At 58.9% G+C, this 13439-nt stretch carries 17 protein-coding genes; 1 reads left to right on the plus strand and 16 read right to left on the minus strand.

What is annotated here, in order from left to right:
• Positions 1-191: 191 nt before the first annotated feature.
• A complete protein-coding gene (locus tag NSND_RS10485) occupies positions 192-536 on the minus strand; it encodes an SCP2 sterol-binding domain-containing protein (RefSeq protein WP_080878955.1) in 345 nt (114 codons plus the stop codon).
• A gap of 62 nt (positions 537-598) precedes the next feature.
• Positions 599-1042: an S-adenosylmethionine decarboxylase gene (speD, locus tag NSND_RS10490; RefSeq protein WP_013247318.1), complete on the minus strand. Its 444-nt coding sequence runs from the start codon at positions 1040-1042 to the stop codon at positions 599-601.
• Between the two features lie 153 nt (positions 1043-1195).
• Between speD and NSND_RS20960 the strand changes: the two genes are divergently transcribed.
• Positions 1196-1381 (plus strand): hypothetical protein, encoded by a 186-nt coding sequence (locus NSND_RS20960; RefSeq protein WP_143833505.1) that lies wholly within the window; start codon positions 1196-1198, stop codon positions 1379-1381.
• Between the two features lie 151 nt (positions 1382-1532).
• Here NSND_RS20960 and NSND_RS10495 read toward each other — a convergent pair whose 3' ends face one another.
• From NSND_RS10495 to NSND_RS10560, 14 genes are all read right to left on the minus strand, one after another.
• Positions 1533-2240, minus strand: a complete 708-nt coding sequence (locus NSND_RS10495; RefSeq protein ID WP_080878956.1) for an FAD-binding oxidoreductase — start codon at positions 2238-2240, stop codon at positions 1533-1535.
• Positions 2241-2266: 26 nt separating this feature from the next.
• Complete coding sequence (locus NSND_RS10500; RefSeq protein WP_080878957.1) at positions 2267-2977, minus strand: site-2 protease family protein; 711 nt, start codon at positions 2975-2977, stop codon at positions 2267-2269.
• Positions 2974-3843: a DUF2167 domain-containing protein gene (locus NSND_RS10505; RefSeq protein ID WP_159450747.1), complete on the minus strand. Its 870-nt coding sequence runs from the start codon at positions 3841-3843 to the stop codon at positions 2974-2976. Before NSND_RS10505 ends, NSND_RS10500 begins: the two co-directional genes overlap by 4 nt.
• A gap of 260 nt (positions 3844-4103) precedes the next feature.
• A complete protein-coding gene (locus NSND_RS10510) occupies positions 4104-5204 on the minus strand; it encodes a DUF2914 domain-containing protein (protein WP_235000225.1) in 1101 nt (366 codons plus the stop codon).
• Between the two features lie 252 nt (positions 5205-5456).
• Positions 5457-6518, minus strand: coding sequence for a hypothetical protein (locus NSND_RS10515; RefSeq protein WP_080878960.1), 1062 nt, complete (start codon positions 6516-6518; stop codon positions 5457-5459).
• A gap of 45 nt (positions 6519-6563) precedes the next feature.
• Positions 6564-7214: a hypothetical protein gene (locus NSND_RS10520; RefSeq protein WP_143833506.1), complete on the minus strand. Its 651-nt coding sequence runs from the start codon at positions 7212-7214 to the stop codon at positions 6564-6566.
• 169 nt (positions 7215-7383) lie between these two features.
• Positions 7384-8013 (minus strand): hypothetical protein, encoded by a 630-nt coding sequence (locus tag NSND_RS10525; protein WP_080878962.1) that lies wholly within the window; start codon positions 8011-8013, stop codon positions 7384-7386.
• 291 nt (positions 8014-8304) lie between these two features.
• The gene (locus NSND_RS10530) at positions 8305-8679 is read right to left on the minus strand and encodes a hypothetical protein (RefSeq protein WP_080878963.1); all 375 of its coding nucleotides are present in this window, start codon (positions 8677-8679) and stop codon (positions 8305-8307) included.
• 171 nt (positions 8680-8850) lie between these two features.
• Positions 8851-9186, minus strand: a complete 336-nt coding sequence (locus NSND_RS10535; RefSeq protein WP_080878964.1) for a hypothetical protein — start codon at positions 9184-9186, stop codon at positions 8851-8853.
• Positions 9183-9473 (minus strand): hypothetical protein, encoded by a 291-nt coding sequence (locus NSND_RS10540; protein WP_143833507.1) that lies wholly within the window; start codon positions 9471-9473, stop codon positions 9183-9185. The genes NSND_RS10535 and NSND_RS10540 overlap by 4 nt, the downstream gene beginning before the upstream one ends.
• Positions 9474-9524: 51 nt before the next feature.
• The gene (locus NSND_RS10545; RefSeq protein ID WP_080878966.1) at positions 9525-9824 is read right to left on the minus strand and encodes a type II toxin-antitoxin system RelE/ParE family toxin; all 300 of its coding nucleotides are present in this window, start codon (positions 9822-9824) and stop codon (positions 9525-9527) included.
• Positions 9821-10054, minus strand: coding sequence for an addiction module protein (locus tag NSND_RS10550; RefSeq protein WP_080878967.1), 234 nt, complete (start codon positions 10052-10054; stop codon positions 9821-9823). Before NSND_RS10550 ends, NSND_RS10545 begins: the two co-directional genes overlap by 4 nt.
• A 116-nt stretch (positions 10055-10170) precedes the next feature.
• Entirely contained in the window at positions 10171-12849 is a 2679-nt protein-coding gene (locus tag NSND_RS10555; RefSeq protein WP_080878968.1) for a DEAD/DEAH box helicase, read from the minus strand.
• Positions 12846-13439 carry an ORF6N domain-containing protein gene (locus NSND_RS10560; protein WP_080878969.1) on the minus strand — a complete coding sequence of 198 codons (594 nt, stop codon included), beginning with the start codon at positions 13437-13439 and terminating at the stop codon, positions 12846-12848. The genes NSND_RS10555 and NSND_RS10560 overlap by 4 nt, the downstream gene beginning before the upstream one ends.

Consider the following 13439-nt stretch of genomic DNA (forward strand, 5'->3'; position numbering starts at 1 on the left):
AGCCCGCACTATTCATGACGGTTCGTCGCGAAAGTGCGAAGTCGCACAGCGAGACGGGCGTGCGGAGCCGTGAGGGAGGAAGGCATCCTTGAACAGGGTGTCGACCGACCGAGCGGCGAGCCCGCCCGCCGACAGGCTAGTCGCAGCTGCGAATCCGCGATTGCAGCAGAAACGCTCATGAATAATACGGGTTAGGGACGGAGACTGGGAAAGAGAGAGGCCAGCTGCATGGCCAGGCCCATATCACCACTGATACGCAGCCGCCCGGTCATGGCCACCATGGTGCCGCTCACCTGACCGTTCAACACCTTCAGACAATCCTCCCCCGACATCGCCAGGGTCACATGCGGATCCGGGTGGGTGCCTTCGGAAACCTGACAGGCCCCGTCCCGGATCTGCAGTTGGTACTGTCCTCCATCGGCGCCGTTCAGGTTGAACTGGTAGACCGCATCCAGTCCTTCGGCTGCTTCAGGATCCAGTTTACCGGCGAGTGTGGAGAAAAACGCCCGCACGGTTTTGGGTGGTGTCGGATTCATCGGATATAGTTCCGGCAAGACAACGCCTCCTGCCGGAAACCGAAAGTATCTGTGCCCTTGGCCTAGTACCGCAACATGGCCCGATGGCTCGAACGACGGGCGCCGAAGAAGGCCTTGGAGAATTCTTCGACGACGGCCGGCTCATAGCCCTTGCAACTGAAAATGTCGAGATAGGCGCTGTTGGTATCGTTGGCGAAGTGGCCGCTGATCAAGGAGGTCTCGATCAACTGCACCATGCTGTAGCCCGCCACGCGGCCTTCTCCGAAATTCACGATCTGGCAGGCACCATACCGCTTCATTTCGATCAGTTCGCAGAGCTGCACAACGTAGGCTTCGATTTGTTTGGCGTCGCGAATGCGTTCGGGGATGCAATCGTGGAGGTCAACGGAGGTGCAAATGCCCCAGGCTTTGCCGGGTCCGACAGAGTCCGGATGGACTGCGGAGTCAGCAACCCTGGCTGAAGATGATGAGATGTCGTCGGAGGTGGCACCTTCTGCGTTGTGCATATGCGATACGACCTTTCTGTTGGGAATGGTGGGAGTGAGAACACATGGTTGCAATATACTGAACGTTTGAAACCCTGTAAATATTTATCTCCGAAATTTCTCGTGCTACTCGCACATTGACAAACTCTCGACCCCTTAGCGAGAATGCCGACCATGGCTGACACGTCGACACCCCAATCCAATCCTTCCGCATCAACCGCCGAATTGCCGGAACGTCTCTGTACCTGGTGCAAGGTCTCCATGACCAAGCGTCTGGTCGCAGGCGGCCAGTTCATCCACTACACTTGCCCAAAGTGCGTGTTTCAGCATACCACCAAGCGCGCCCCCAAGACTGAGTAGGTCACCTGCCTCGGAAGGGGAGAGACCTCCAGGCTGATCAAAGAGGTCGCGAACAAGGCCGCAGCGAGCGAACGACTGAGGCATACTGTTCCGGTATGTCGAAGGAGTGAGCGACGCGAGAACGCCGTTGGCGGCCTCTTTCATCGGCCTGCTAGTCGTAATACTTCTCGCGATAGATAGGACACAGCCCTTTGGCATTGAGCCTGGCCGTCACGTCCTTGATCATCCCGCTCCCCCCACACAGATAGACGGCGAGATTCCCGGCGGAGGAGACCTGCGCATCGATCAACGCCGTCACTCGCCCGCTCGCCCCTTCCCACCCCGGGTCCGGCCTGGACAGTGTCGTCACAAAAGAAAAATTGGGATGGTCCGCCGCCAGCGCCGTCAGTTCCTCCTGCCAATAGAGATCTCGCTGACTGCGGAGTCCCCAGAACAGAGTGACGGATCGCGACTCCCCACGCTCCAATTGCGCCAGGATCATGCTGCGGAGCGGAGCAATCCCGGTTCCCGTCGCGACGAACAACAGGTCTCTCACCCCCTCGTCCCGCAGATAGAAGGCACCGGCCGGCCCCTTGAAAGAAGCTCGCTCTCCTTCCCGTAAGCCGAACAGATAACTCGACCCCGGTCCACCCTGAACGAGATTCAGCACAAGCAGAATCCGGTCCCGCTGACCCGGCGGCGAAGCGATGGAATAGGGCCTGGTTACCGGTCGAGGCTGCCCTTCCTTCGGCACTTCAAATGACACGAACTGCCCGGCCTTAAACGCGATACTGGATGGCTCCAGGAGGCGCAACTCGATCGCGCGCACGTCGTGCGTGAGGTCCTGAATACGACTCACTTCAGCGCTGAACGTGTGCACAGAAACCTAACTCGTGGTGCTGTCGGTTAATTGCGGGAAGGGAGCAGGAGATGCGTCTCATAACTCATGATACCAAGAAACGCCGCCAGCCCGAGGTAGTACAGGCCGTAACTCACCCTGGTTGAGAGCGGCACATCGTAGTACCGTTCCGGCAGGCCGTGGGGGCCGCCCCGGAAGGTGGCCATCAGATGGGGAATGGCCATGATCGCAATCAATAAGAGCATGGGGCTGTGGTTCATGACAAAGAGGCCGATAAGGATCGGCACGCCCAGCCACCAGACCTTCGGCGAGATGATGGCTGTGATACGTCCACCATCAAGCGGTGAGAGGGGAATGAGGTTGAACAGATTGATCATGAATCCGGCATAGGCCAGGGCCAGCATCAACTGACTGTGCGTATATTCCGCCACATAGTAGCAGGCCATCGCGGCAAAGGTTCCCGCCACCGGACCGGCGATGCCGACATAGGCCTCGGTTTCGACATCCATCGGCTGTTCCTTCAGCTGAATCCAGGCCCCGACGAAAGGAATGAACGTCGGTGCGCCGACGTTCAGGTTGCGCTGCTTGGCGGCAGCGTAGTGCCCCAGCTCGTGGAACAGGATCAACAGCACGAACCCCACCGCATACCACCAGCCGAAGATGAAACTATAGACCACCATCGACAGCAGCATGGTCCCGCCGGTAAGCGCAATCTTGCCCAGCTTGAGACCACCGAGGAGCAGGAGGAGAATTTTCACGACGACAGCCCTCCGCCCCCGCCCGCCTGCTCTGGCTTGGGTTTCTTGTTGAAATACTTGGCGGCCAACCCGCCGAGCGCGATCACCAGCAGCATCAACAACTTCTTTCCTGCGATCACCAGGGGAATGATGAACGCCCAGAGCTTGGCTAACAGGCCGGACTTAATCGCCGCGCCGGCGATGAGCGCCGACAGGCCGACCGCGGCCACCTTGTCGGTCGTACTATCGAAATCGGTATACCGTTTCCCCTCGATAAACTCCACATTGGACAACAGAAGGCCGACGTGCGGCTTCAGCACCGGCAACTGCTCCAGGGACCCAACCATGTTCATGCTGAGGTACCCCTGCCGCCCCAGTGCCAGGGTGTTGTAATTCACCCCCACGGTTTCCCGTTCCTGCGCCGAGATGGCCCAGACCACTTTGCTCGCCGCCTTATCGTAATGCGGCTTTTCCTCCCAACCACGAATGACCAGCGGGGGAAAACCCTGCGCCTGGCGAGTCTTGTTATCCTCGTCCGTTCCCTCTTTGATGGAGGTCATCAGCGCATCGGCGTCCCAATTGGCCGCCTCATCGTCTTTCACATAACCCGCATCGATGTACCGGACCACCATGAACCACTGCTCATTTTCTGCTGTCGCGGTAATCAGGCCCAGCTCGGCACCGGAGGGGAAATTCCCCATCTGCTTGAGCAGGCGTTGGGTTTCCTGACCCCCGAGAAACCGATACCCCTTCGGCAGCTTCAGGACGGCCTGATCTCCTAACTTGGCCTCACCAGGTCCGACCTGCCATGCAAGCGCCTGCTGCGGCGGCTCCTCTGCGATGGCGGGCAGCGCCCAAGCAGCCAGTACCAGAACAATAACCGCCATGAGCCTCAGCCGATACCTGACCATAACCGGACCTCCCTATGCCGCCTGTTCTTTATCATGGCGTGCGGAAAACCAAGACAAACACATCACCGCTGCCGAGATTTTTAAGATCACGACTCGATCATCTTAGCGTATTCGCCGCACATGCCCATTCAAAACTTGTTGAAGCCGTCTGAATATTGAGCCCAAGCGTCAACCTTTCCTGTTTATCGAGGAGTTCCAGCCCCTTGATCCGGCGCATGTGCGACTCCAGTTGCCGGTCAGTACACAATCGTCGTCAACGACCGCGATGCATCGTCCCGTTTCTCTACGTGCACCGGCACCCGGCCGATCACACGCCCGTCTTCGGTTTCCACATCCACCCGCCAGTCGCCGGGATCCAGCCCCTGCTTAAACGTGTAGGCACGATACCCGCCTTCACGCCCTCCGGAAATTTTGAGGGGTATCTTATCGGCATGGCTGAAGGGCTTGCTCTTGTCGCTGCGGTAGTACCAGTGGTGATAGACCGTGGTTTTCAGCGTCACGGGCGCAAACACCGCGGTGAAGCAATAGATCGGTTCGTCGGCGGCCACGGTCGTATTCGATCGCTGCCACACCTGAAACCACTGCTTTTCGTACGACAGTTCGAAATGGTCGCCGGCGCGCTTGACCTCGTGATACATCCCCCCGAACTTCATCGAGAGCGGCACGGGCGGAATCCAGTTCAGAAAGTAGAACCCGACCAACAGGCCGATCAGCGCCAGCGCGGGCGCGCCGGCCAGCAGCGCCTCGCGATTGGTGCGAGCCGGGTTTCGCCAATAGATCAGCTGCACGACGCGCAGGACGACCAACACGGTCAGCGCGGCCCCGGCAAGAAAAATGGCCTGGTTCATCAAGCCGGTCATGACGGGCAGGAAAAACGTGAAGAATCCGAAGCAGACCAGGGCATAGAGGCCGACCAGCAACTGCACGTTCGAGAGCCGGTCGCGTAGGAATTCGTTGGCGACCAGGAATCCCACCAACAGGCAGAAAAAGACCGCGGTCCCCGTAAAGGTCGCGCTCTTGGAATAGAAAATCGTGTAGGCGCTGAAGAGGCCTCCCAGCAGGAATTGAATCGCCATCGGCGCATAGGGCTTGGCCTGCACGATCCATCTCATAAGCCGTGGCGCATCCGGCGGGAGATCCTCGACCGTCGCCTCATTCGTGCCCAACCGGCCGGTCAGCACAATGAGAAAGCCCAACAGAGCGAGATAGAACAGCAGCAACAGATTGTCCTGCAGGCGGTCGATACGCGTCAGCGTGACCGTGTCATAGGTCACGCCACTGAAGAAAAACAGCGGCGGAAGGTAGGGCTTCCCCAACACCGATTGGAAGCGTTGCATCGAAACCATGGGCTAGATTTCAGGAGAAGCGGACGATTGTCAAACGAAGAGAGGAATTGGTCGCATCAATCAGCGAGTGGATCAATTCAATGACGGGTCACGAGCACCCGCTTTGATCAACGACAACCGGCAGCTCAACATGGTCATCCAACGAGGCCGCAGGGGAGAAAGAACCGGAGGCGTACCCTCTGCGGCAGGTTGAGGATTCTTTCGAAACGAGAACGAAGTTGGGGGCCATGTTCAGCTGCCGGATTACATGAAGGGTGGGAGCGGCGCATACGTCACATCGTATCCCAACAGACGTTCCAGCCACGCAGCCATATGTTCTTCAGGCAAGGGAGCGCGATTCAAACGCACCTCCAACTGGAATCCACCGGCGGTGCCGACGATCCCGATAATGGCCGACGCATCGTCCCCTTCCGGCATCAACTCCTGTGTTTGAAATTCGCACAGCGTGCTATAGAGGCGTCCCTGCGGCTCGATCGTGGCGAGCACTTCCGGCAATTCGCCCAGTGCGCAATGCACGGAACAGCGATACACCGAACGGGCGCCTGGCTGTACCGCCGCAAATGCGTCCAGCGCCGGCTCCGAAAAACCCGTCAGGTAGGCGCGCACACCGGCCGGCTGCGGCGCAAAGGTGGCCGCCAACCGGCTCGCCGGCACGAGAAACTCGTAGGCATCCAAGGAGTTGTATTCGAACTGACAGGGGCCGAAGGCATCCGGCCAGGAACAGAAAAACGGCGTCGCCGGATCCGCCGGCCTCAACACCAGGCCGCCCTTCTCCACGGAAGTTTCCACCGGCAGGTCCAACGTCCCGATGGCGTCGAGAAAGATCGCCCGCCGTTCATCGATCCATTCCACCCGCCGCGCGTCCTCACGCGTTTCCCCGGGCGTCACCACCTCCTGGGTATGCAGGCGCACGCGGATAAAGGCATGGTTATGCCGGAAGCCCAGCCAGAACATGCACGTGGGATGATGAAACCGCAGCCCGGGTTTCGTGCGCCAGGGATGGCTGATGGAGCAGTAGGTACCGACGTCCTGAAACCGCTGGTAAACCGTGTGGTAGCCGCCTGCGAGTAGAAAAAAATCGCCTTGCCACGCCTCGCGGATATGCAGAAGCGTGACGTCCTCCGTCGCCCAGTGATCGAGTTGATCGAACGCGTCGGGAGAATCGACCGCCCAATCCTCCACGTAGCAAATCACATCCTTGGCGGGATGCGCGGGCTTCAGTCCCAGAGTCGCCAGCCGCTCGCCGACCGCCAGCACCTCGCGAAAGGTCAATCGGCCCGAGGTCTCCCACCGCCGTTCACGCACAACCACCCTCCGCACTCGCCACGCGACGGCCGAAACCGGACCGCTTCATTTGGCTGACTTCAGCGTGCGGCCCTCGATTTTGGTATCGGTGATAAACCGCTCAATCCCGTCTTGCAGGAGGCCGGACATGAGGGTTTCGACATCTTCGCTGGTGAACCAGAACACCAGCTTGGTCTGTTCGCCCTGAATGTTGCGCACGGTGCTGCTGTCGTCCGCGAGATTCCTGGCCTTGATGACCAACCGGCTCTCGCCGGTCAATTTGGTATTGAAGACCCGGCTCTTTGCGTTCGTCGAGAAGTCACGGATTTCTCCCCCGATCACGATATCCGCGCCTGACACTCCGACGCCCGCCTGTACGACGCGCGCGTCCCAACCGCGGCGGTTCCATCCCCGCTGGCGCAGCGTTTCGGCCAGCGCCTCGGCAATCGTCACTCCCGGCGCGCCTCCGTTGACGTTGAAATTCGTGACCCCACCGCCCAAATGGGTACGTTGGCCGATTTTCGACCGGTCGGTTCGCAAATCTTCAAACGGTTCGATCACAATCTTCAACGGCTCAGTCTGGCTGCTCTGCGCGAACGGCTGTTGCGTCTGAAGATTCAGCGAGACCATTTCTCCCGTACCGGCACAGCCCAGCAGCAACGCCAGGCCCACTGCGACACAACACTGACCCACCATGCGACATCCCTGTGCAATCACACATGCCTCCCTGTCAGTAAGTGACGTTCCCCAAAGACGCGCACAGTCTACCCAACTCGCAGCCGGATGACAAACGGGAAGGAGGCCTGGAAGAAACGCGTCGGCGCGGCTCGCTGAATGCCGATGACGGAGAACACGCACGGCCGGAACAAGTCGAATGCAGGGCCGATCAGGGGGTCAGGAGCGGCAGGAGGCTCCGGAAAGTCTCACGGCCCACCTCCGACAGTCGGCCTTCGGACATAGCGGGCTGATCCAACGGTACGAACCGGGCAATCTTGAACCAGGCCCGACCGGACAAGACGGCCGCCAATTGAGCCTTGCGGTCATGGGTGATCGGCAGGGTGTAACCTTCGCCCCGCTTCCATTCCCAAAGCGTGGGAGCGAGGGACAGCTCCAGCCCCTGACCGGCCAGCTGGTGGAATCGATCGAAGAAGTTCTTCTTGCACTGTTTGACCTGCCCCCCTTCCACAATTATGGCAAAGACCAGATGGTGGCCCCACCAGCAGAGCGAGCGAAAGGTGAACTTGTCGTCCCCGAGGAAATGTTTGGGGTAATCCAGGTATTGATAGGGGCACTCTTCGAGCCGCTCGCCCTTCACAACCTGCATTTTTGATGGATCGAACCCGGGCGGCACCAGCAGCGTGGTCCGGCCCAAGTCTTCCTGTAACCCGGCCTGAAGTTCGGTGAGCAGATCGCGCACCTTGAGAATGATACGTTCCTTGGCACGAAACAGCTCCCCGTCCGCGACCAAGGTAAGTTCAGCAGGTGTCAGCGAGGAGTCTTGTGACGGAGAAGCCATCGTTCGTGATCCGAGACGGGTCGGGTCCGACAAGGTACGTTTCACGTTTTACATTTCACGTTTCACGGCTGTTGCGCGAGATGCCAGCGGACTTTTTCAGCACCGGCGAGGAGTCTGTCCGAGTCATCCTTCGTTGCGAGGCGAAGGAACTGCCGGTAGATGCGAGGCCGCAGGCGCGAAAAAACCGGAGGCGTATTCGCTGGAATACGTTGAGGATTTTTTCGAGTCGAGAACGACGCAGATGCCAGCAGCTCGTTTGCCGAAGCAGAATGGCATGACTCGGACAGACTCCTAGGATTTCTGGTGGGATTCGAACACCGACACTTGCAAATCGAATATCCGGCGACAGTCGGCGCAACGCAGGCCTACGCTGTCCCGGATCACATCCAGTTCGCGAATGGTGACGGACACGGGATGCGCCAGAAGGCAGGCCTCTAGCAGTTCCTTCGCCGTCGGGAGCGCCTTGGCACCCGACATGTCGCCGTCAACCGGCACAGCCGCCACCCGCGCCACCACCTGGTCCGCTGCCATGTGGTGCATCATGCGGCAGGACGTGCAGGCGATGATCAGCCGCCCCGTCTCGTCGATTCGCTTCAACGACAGGCACAAGGGATGGACGGCGAAACACTGTTGCACGAAGGCGCCGCTTTGAAATCGTTGCCCCATAACCACCTGATAGAAGAGCCAAAAGAGGCTATGGCGTATAGCTTATAGCGGAAGGCAAGAAATCGAGAGTGGGACTACTTGCTATCAGCTACAGGCTATCAACCATACGCTCTTAATCCCCTGAGATACGCTTCACGTCTTACGTTTCACGTTTTACGCTTCAACATGCCGCTACAGTTTTGCCAACCCCAGCATCATGAGCACCCCGAGGGCGTAGGGGATCATACAGGAATACAGCACGGCGTTGAAGGCTCGCTCCGGCGAAGTCGATCGGACGGTGTGATCTTTGTAAATGAACTCGTAGGCGAGAATCAGCAGCGTGAGGGTCAGCACGAAGACCCGACTCGTGCGAGGCCAGGTGTAGTGCCCGCTCACGATGAAATTGGCCGTAAAGAAGCCGCTGGAGATAAACAGAAGCGGCGCAAGCACATAGCGAAGGGTGTGGGAAAAGTAGACGTGCCAGACGGGTCTGGTAGATCGTTGCTGCGGATCGAGTAAGAGGGTCATGACCCGACTGGTGCGGGTTGGCTGGAAGGCGGCGGAGAGGCTTGCTTCGCCTGTTCCTCGGCGGTCCGGCAGGTTTTGCAGATGCGCGGACGCTGCTTGAGGAAGCTGATCTTCCCGCTGGCGAGACAACTATAGTGCACAAACTCATCGCACACCGCGCAACGCGACCAGCCGCCGCGCAACATCGTCTTATCACGGTAGAGACCCTGCTGACAGACTTTGCAGTTGCGGGGCTCGATCCCCAGCAGCATAGGTTCCCACTCACCGGCGGCTTTACGAATACTCATAGCGCGGAAGTATAGCGAAGGGGTCCAAGAAAAAACAAGGAGCCCCCCGACTCATGAAAGCTTGTTTCGGGATGCCCAGTAACCTGGTTTGCGCTTCACGTGCATCACCGCAGCCACATAGATTGTCCGCCCTTCGACGGCATAGATCACGCCATAGGGGAATTGCTGGACCAGATAACGCCGGAATCTTCCCTTGAGAGTTCGCCAAAGAGTGGGATATTTCCGGATTTGGTCGAATGCCGCCTCAACGGCAACCAAAAACTCTTCGCCCAGGCCGTGGCGGCAATCCTCATAGTAGAGGGCTGCCTGGCTCAATTCGGCTTTCGCTGCCGGATCAAAAAGCAGCCTCAACGACGGAGATCCTTGCGGATGTCGCGCAACGACTTGGCGACCGAAAGCGGCTTGGTAAGTTTTCGCTTCCAGGCGGAAAATCGTTGTTCTGCCTCTGCGACCCAGGCTTCATCCACTGAGGTCAGGCGTTCGCCGTTCATCCCTGCCATGAGTCGCGCAGCCAACCGTTCACGCTCAGTCGGCGAAAGCTTCCGAGCCTGTTTTTCAATAGTCAGGGCAAGGGTCGTCATCGGCTCCACTCCTTGAAAAATGTCTCAGAGCCCCTACGCTGCTTTGTGAAACTCTACAACCTGCTGGAATTCTCTGCAACCCATGACCCTCCTGAGACCGGTATCGTGATCGTGGGTTATGCGTCCAGCATCTTACGAATCGTTGAAAAATCGCCGGCCGTCGGCATCACGAAGAGACAGCGGCCACCGCTCCGGGAGGCCCATATCTCTCCAACCGCTCGTTTATCTTCGGCATCGACACCGTCGAAGAGATGTTTTCCCTTATATTCGACCGCCAGCGTACGGCCGTCCGTCAGTTGACACAGAAAATCAGGATAGAACCAGTCCTTGGATGTTTGCAGCCGGAAGGAAGTCGATTTGCGTGCAAGATTTCTCACCCAGAATCTCACCTGCGGCAGTCCATCGAGAAACTGCGCACATTGAAACTCTTCTGTGATCCGCCCTTCGGCCGTCTTTTCCGTCAACTCACCGGGCTTGGGTCCGAAGTAATGCTTCTGAAACTGAAAGCCGCCCTCATACACACGGCTCGGCTCATAGCCCATGGTCTTGAAGTTAATCGTTCGCTCTTCGGTCACAGTGAGCGGTGAGTCGGAATGAAGCAGCATCTGAAAAGACGCCTTCCGCTCACCTTCTCGATGGTCCTGAATACGCGCCGCAATTTCATCGCGGAGCCGGAATCGATCGAGCGCCAGAGTACCGATGTCCGCAATCTCATACTTCGCCGTCAGCCCACGAATGACCTTTCGAAGAAACTCTGCCGATTCCCCGACGGGAATGTCGTGATGATCGATCTCCCGATCCAGCCAGGCGACGAGCCTTTCTACGGACCAGTCATCTTGCCCGCTGAAGTGAAACATCTGCTGGTGCAGCGTGCCGACAAAATCGGCATCGCCTGTATCGCCCAGCAGCGTCGTCTGGACGTCGCCCTTCTGTCCGACATCGATCACCCCAACCTTCCCATACGGACGAGCCAGCGGGTTATACGCCGCAGGCAACGACGCATCTTTCTCGCTCAGCTTCCAGGGGTGGTCGAGCAAAAAGGTGCTTTCGAACTCGTACAGCATGCCGTTCTCGGCAAAGCAGAGCAGCGGCACAAGAAAGTCCAATTGCTGCTCATACGGCGACGGCTTTCTCGGCTTTCCGCTTCCGCCGAAGGCTTGCTCCGCCTGACGAACCATCTCCGCGGCTTCCGCGAGCCTGGCTTTGGCGTCCGGAGTCGTGACACAGCTTTGCACCTTTTCCAGGTCCTCGCGGTCGAGCGGCACGACGATGGTAATGGCGCCGCTGGCGGCATCGATCCGCACCTTTCCGCCAAGCGCGGGCTCCTGGACCTGGACGACGGTGGGATCGATTTCGGCAGGACCAACGGTCACAGTCTGCGGCTGCACACCGAGCGGCAGCGTGCCTTGCGGCACGGAAAGGATGATCCGTTCGGCCTCTGCCTTTGTGAACCCATTGTGTTCCAACGCCTCGCGCAGTTCCGCCAATACCGCCGTAATCGAATCCGAGACAGAGAAGGCATAGGCGCAATTCAGGTCAGGATGTTGCTTCGCCTGCGCATTCGGCAGCCGAAGAATACGCCCGACGATTTGCTCGATTGCGGTGGCTGACCAGGTTTCCTTCAAGCTGCAGAGCACATAGGCAAAGGGGCAGTCCCATCCTTCGCGCAGCTTTTCCACCGTGATGATCACCCGGACCGGACATTTCGTCGAGGCGATGTCCCTCACCCCTTTGAGTTCGTCGAGCCTACCGACAGAGATCTTCACCTCGTCTTTTGAAAGACCGAACTCGCGCACCAACCGGTCACGCAGCGGTTCACAGGCATCGACCCGCTCAGCCTGAATCAAGAGAATGGGGCGGATATATTCGGCCGTCTGCTGCCCTTCCAGGACGGCGAGCCGTTCCAGATCGGCTCGAAGCGTGATGGCTTCCGCCAGCAGTTGGTCCCGCTGACTCGGGTGTCGCGTGACGACCCGCAACGGCAGCTTCACCATCTGCGCCGTTTTTAGTTCCGCCGCCGAGACACGATGCAGCACGTTAGAAGGCGTCTTTTCCCGCGCCGGCGTCGCCGTAAACTCGACGATGCACGAGGGCAGGACGTTGCCGAGCGTCGCAAAGGACAGATCGGTCCGGGCATTGTGCGCCTCATCCACGATGACGATCGGCCGCCGAAGCCGTAGCGCGTTGACTAACGACGGTTTAGGCTTCCCGTCCGCACCGGGGAAGAGGTCTGCAAGGCGGTCAGGAGGCACATTCAGTACATGTTCGGAGAACGCGCCGTTCTGGTCATAGACCCTGCGCCCGGTCGTGTCCTCGACACGAAACGATTGGATGGTGGACACGATCACCACTGTTTGCCCGTCGATGGTTGCACGCGACAAGCGCAACGCCTCGTCGATGGTCATCACTTCGACCGCCCCGCAAGCCAATTCCAGCGCACGGCGGTACGGATGGCGTGGATCGCGCAATGCATCCGCCGTTTGATCTAGAATCGTATTGCTCGGCACCAGCCAGAGCACCACCGCTCGCTCGGCCCGCATGAACTGGCGCTGAGCCAATCCAGCCGCATAGCAGGCCAGTAAGGTCTTGCCGCCCCCGGTCGGCACGCGCAAGCAGACATAGGGCATGTCCGGCCCGAGCCCTGCAGCCGAGACCGGAAAGTACGGCGCTGCCTCACCGAATCGACGCGTGACCTCCCGGAAGGCGACCTCCGGCGTTTTGGTCTGGGCAGTGCAGCGGAAGAAGTCGCCTAACGACTCCAACACCCGCTCCTGATAGTCTTTGAGCGTAATCACGACTTGCCCTTCGAATGGAAGCCAATCCGCCGTGTGGGAGCAGCCGGAGGCGGCTGCAACAGCGGTAACAGCTTCTCGTAGACGTCCAACAAGGCCGTGTCGTGCTCGAGCAACGTGCGATCGATTTCGGCCAAACGTTTCAGAATGGCGTGATTCGCGGCAACATGCTCGCGCAGGCGGACAAACGCCCGCACCACAAACACACTCATCTGGACCGCCCGCTCGCTGCGAAGAATGTTCGCGGCCATCACGGCACCATGTTCCGTGAAAGCCCAGGGGCAATACCGACGCCCGCCGTGGGAGGTGGTCACAATCTGTGACCACCTCGGATGAACCTCCGTCGATTCAGCATGTTGCAAACTTGAGGTCGCAAATTGCGACCTCAAATTGCCGAACTCAGTAGTCGTCAGTTGAAAGGCGAAATCATGCGGGAACCGCTGTCGGTTCCGTTTGAATGCCTCATTGAATCGTTTTGTTGTCACCCCGTAGAGACGAGCCAAGTCTGCATCAAGAATCACGCGCTGATTCCTGATGACAAAAATCAACGGCTCTAGGGGGCCATGTGAGGGCGATTTCTTGCGAGTAGCCAT

It is taken from the genome of Nitrospira sp. ND1, assembly GCF_900170025.1.
Taxonomy (GTDB): domain Bacteria; phylum Nitrospirota; class Nitrospiria; order Nitrospirales; family Nitrospiraceae; genus Nitrospira_A.

Bases quoted from the DNA above. Each gene is read 5' to 3' on its own strand.
- NSND_RS10485 (WP_080878955.1), bottom strand. From the start codon at position 536: ATGAATCCGACACCACCCAAAACCGTGCGGGCGTTTTTCTCCACACTC.
- speD (WP_013247318.1), bottom strand. From the start codon at position 1,042: ATGCACAACGCAGAAGGTGCCACCTCCGACGACATCTCATCATCTTCA.
- NSND_RS20960 (WP_143833505.1), top strand. From the start codon at position 1,196: ATGGCTGACACGTCGACACCCCAATCCAATCCTTCCGCATCAACCGCC.
- NSND_RS10505 (WP_159450747.1), bottom strand. From the start codon at position 3,843: ATGGCGGTTATTGTTCTGGTACTGGCTGCTTGGGCGCTGCCCGCCATC.
- NSND_RS10510 (WP_235000225.1), bottom strand. From the start codon at position 5,204: ATGCAACGCTTCCAATCGGTGTTGGGGAAGCCCTACCTTCCGCCGCTG.
- NSND_RS10525 (WP_080878962.1), bottom strand. From the start codon at position 8,013: ATGGCTTCTCCGTCACAAGACTCCTCGCTGACACCTGCTGAACTTACC.
- NSND_RS10530 (WP_080878963.1), bottom strand. From the start codon at position 8,679: ATGGGGCAACGATTTCAAAGCGGCGCCTTCGTGCAACAGTGTTTCGCC.
- NSND_RS10535 (WP_080878964.1), bottom strand. From the start codon at position 9,186: ATGACCCTCTTACTCGATCCGCAGCAACGATCTACCAGACCCGTCTGG.
- NSND_RS10540 (WP_143833507.1), bottom strand. From the start codon at position 9,473: ATGAGTATTCGTAAAGCCGCCGGTGAGTGGGAACCTATGCTGCTGGGG.
- NSND_RS10550 (WP_080878967.1), bottom strand. From the start codon at position 10,054: ATGACGACCCTTGCCCTGACTATTGAAAAACAGGCTCGGAAGCTTTCG.
- NSND_RS10560 (WP_080878969.1), bottom strand. From the start codon at position 13,439: ATGGCTACTCGCAAGAAATCGCCCTCACATGGCCCCCTAGAGCCGTTG.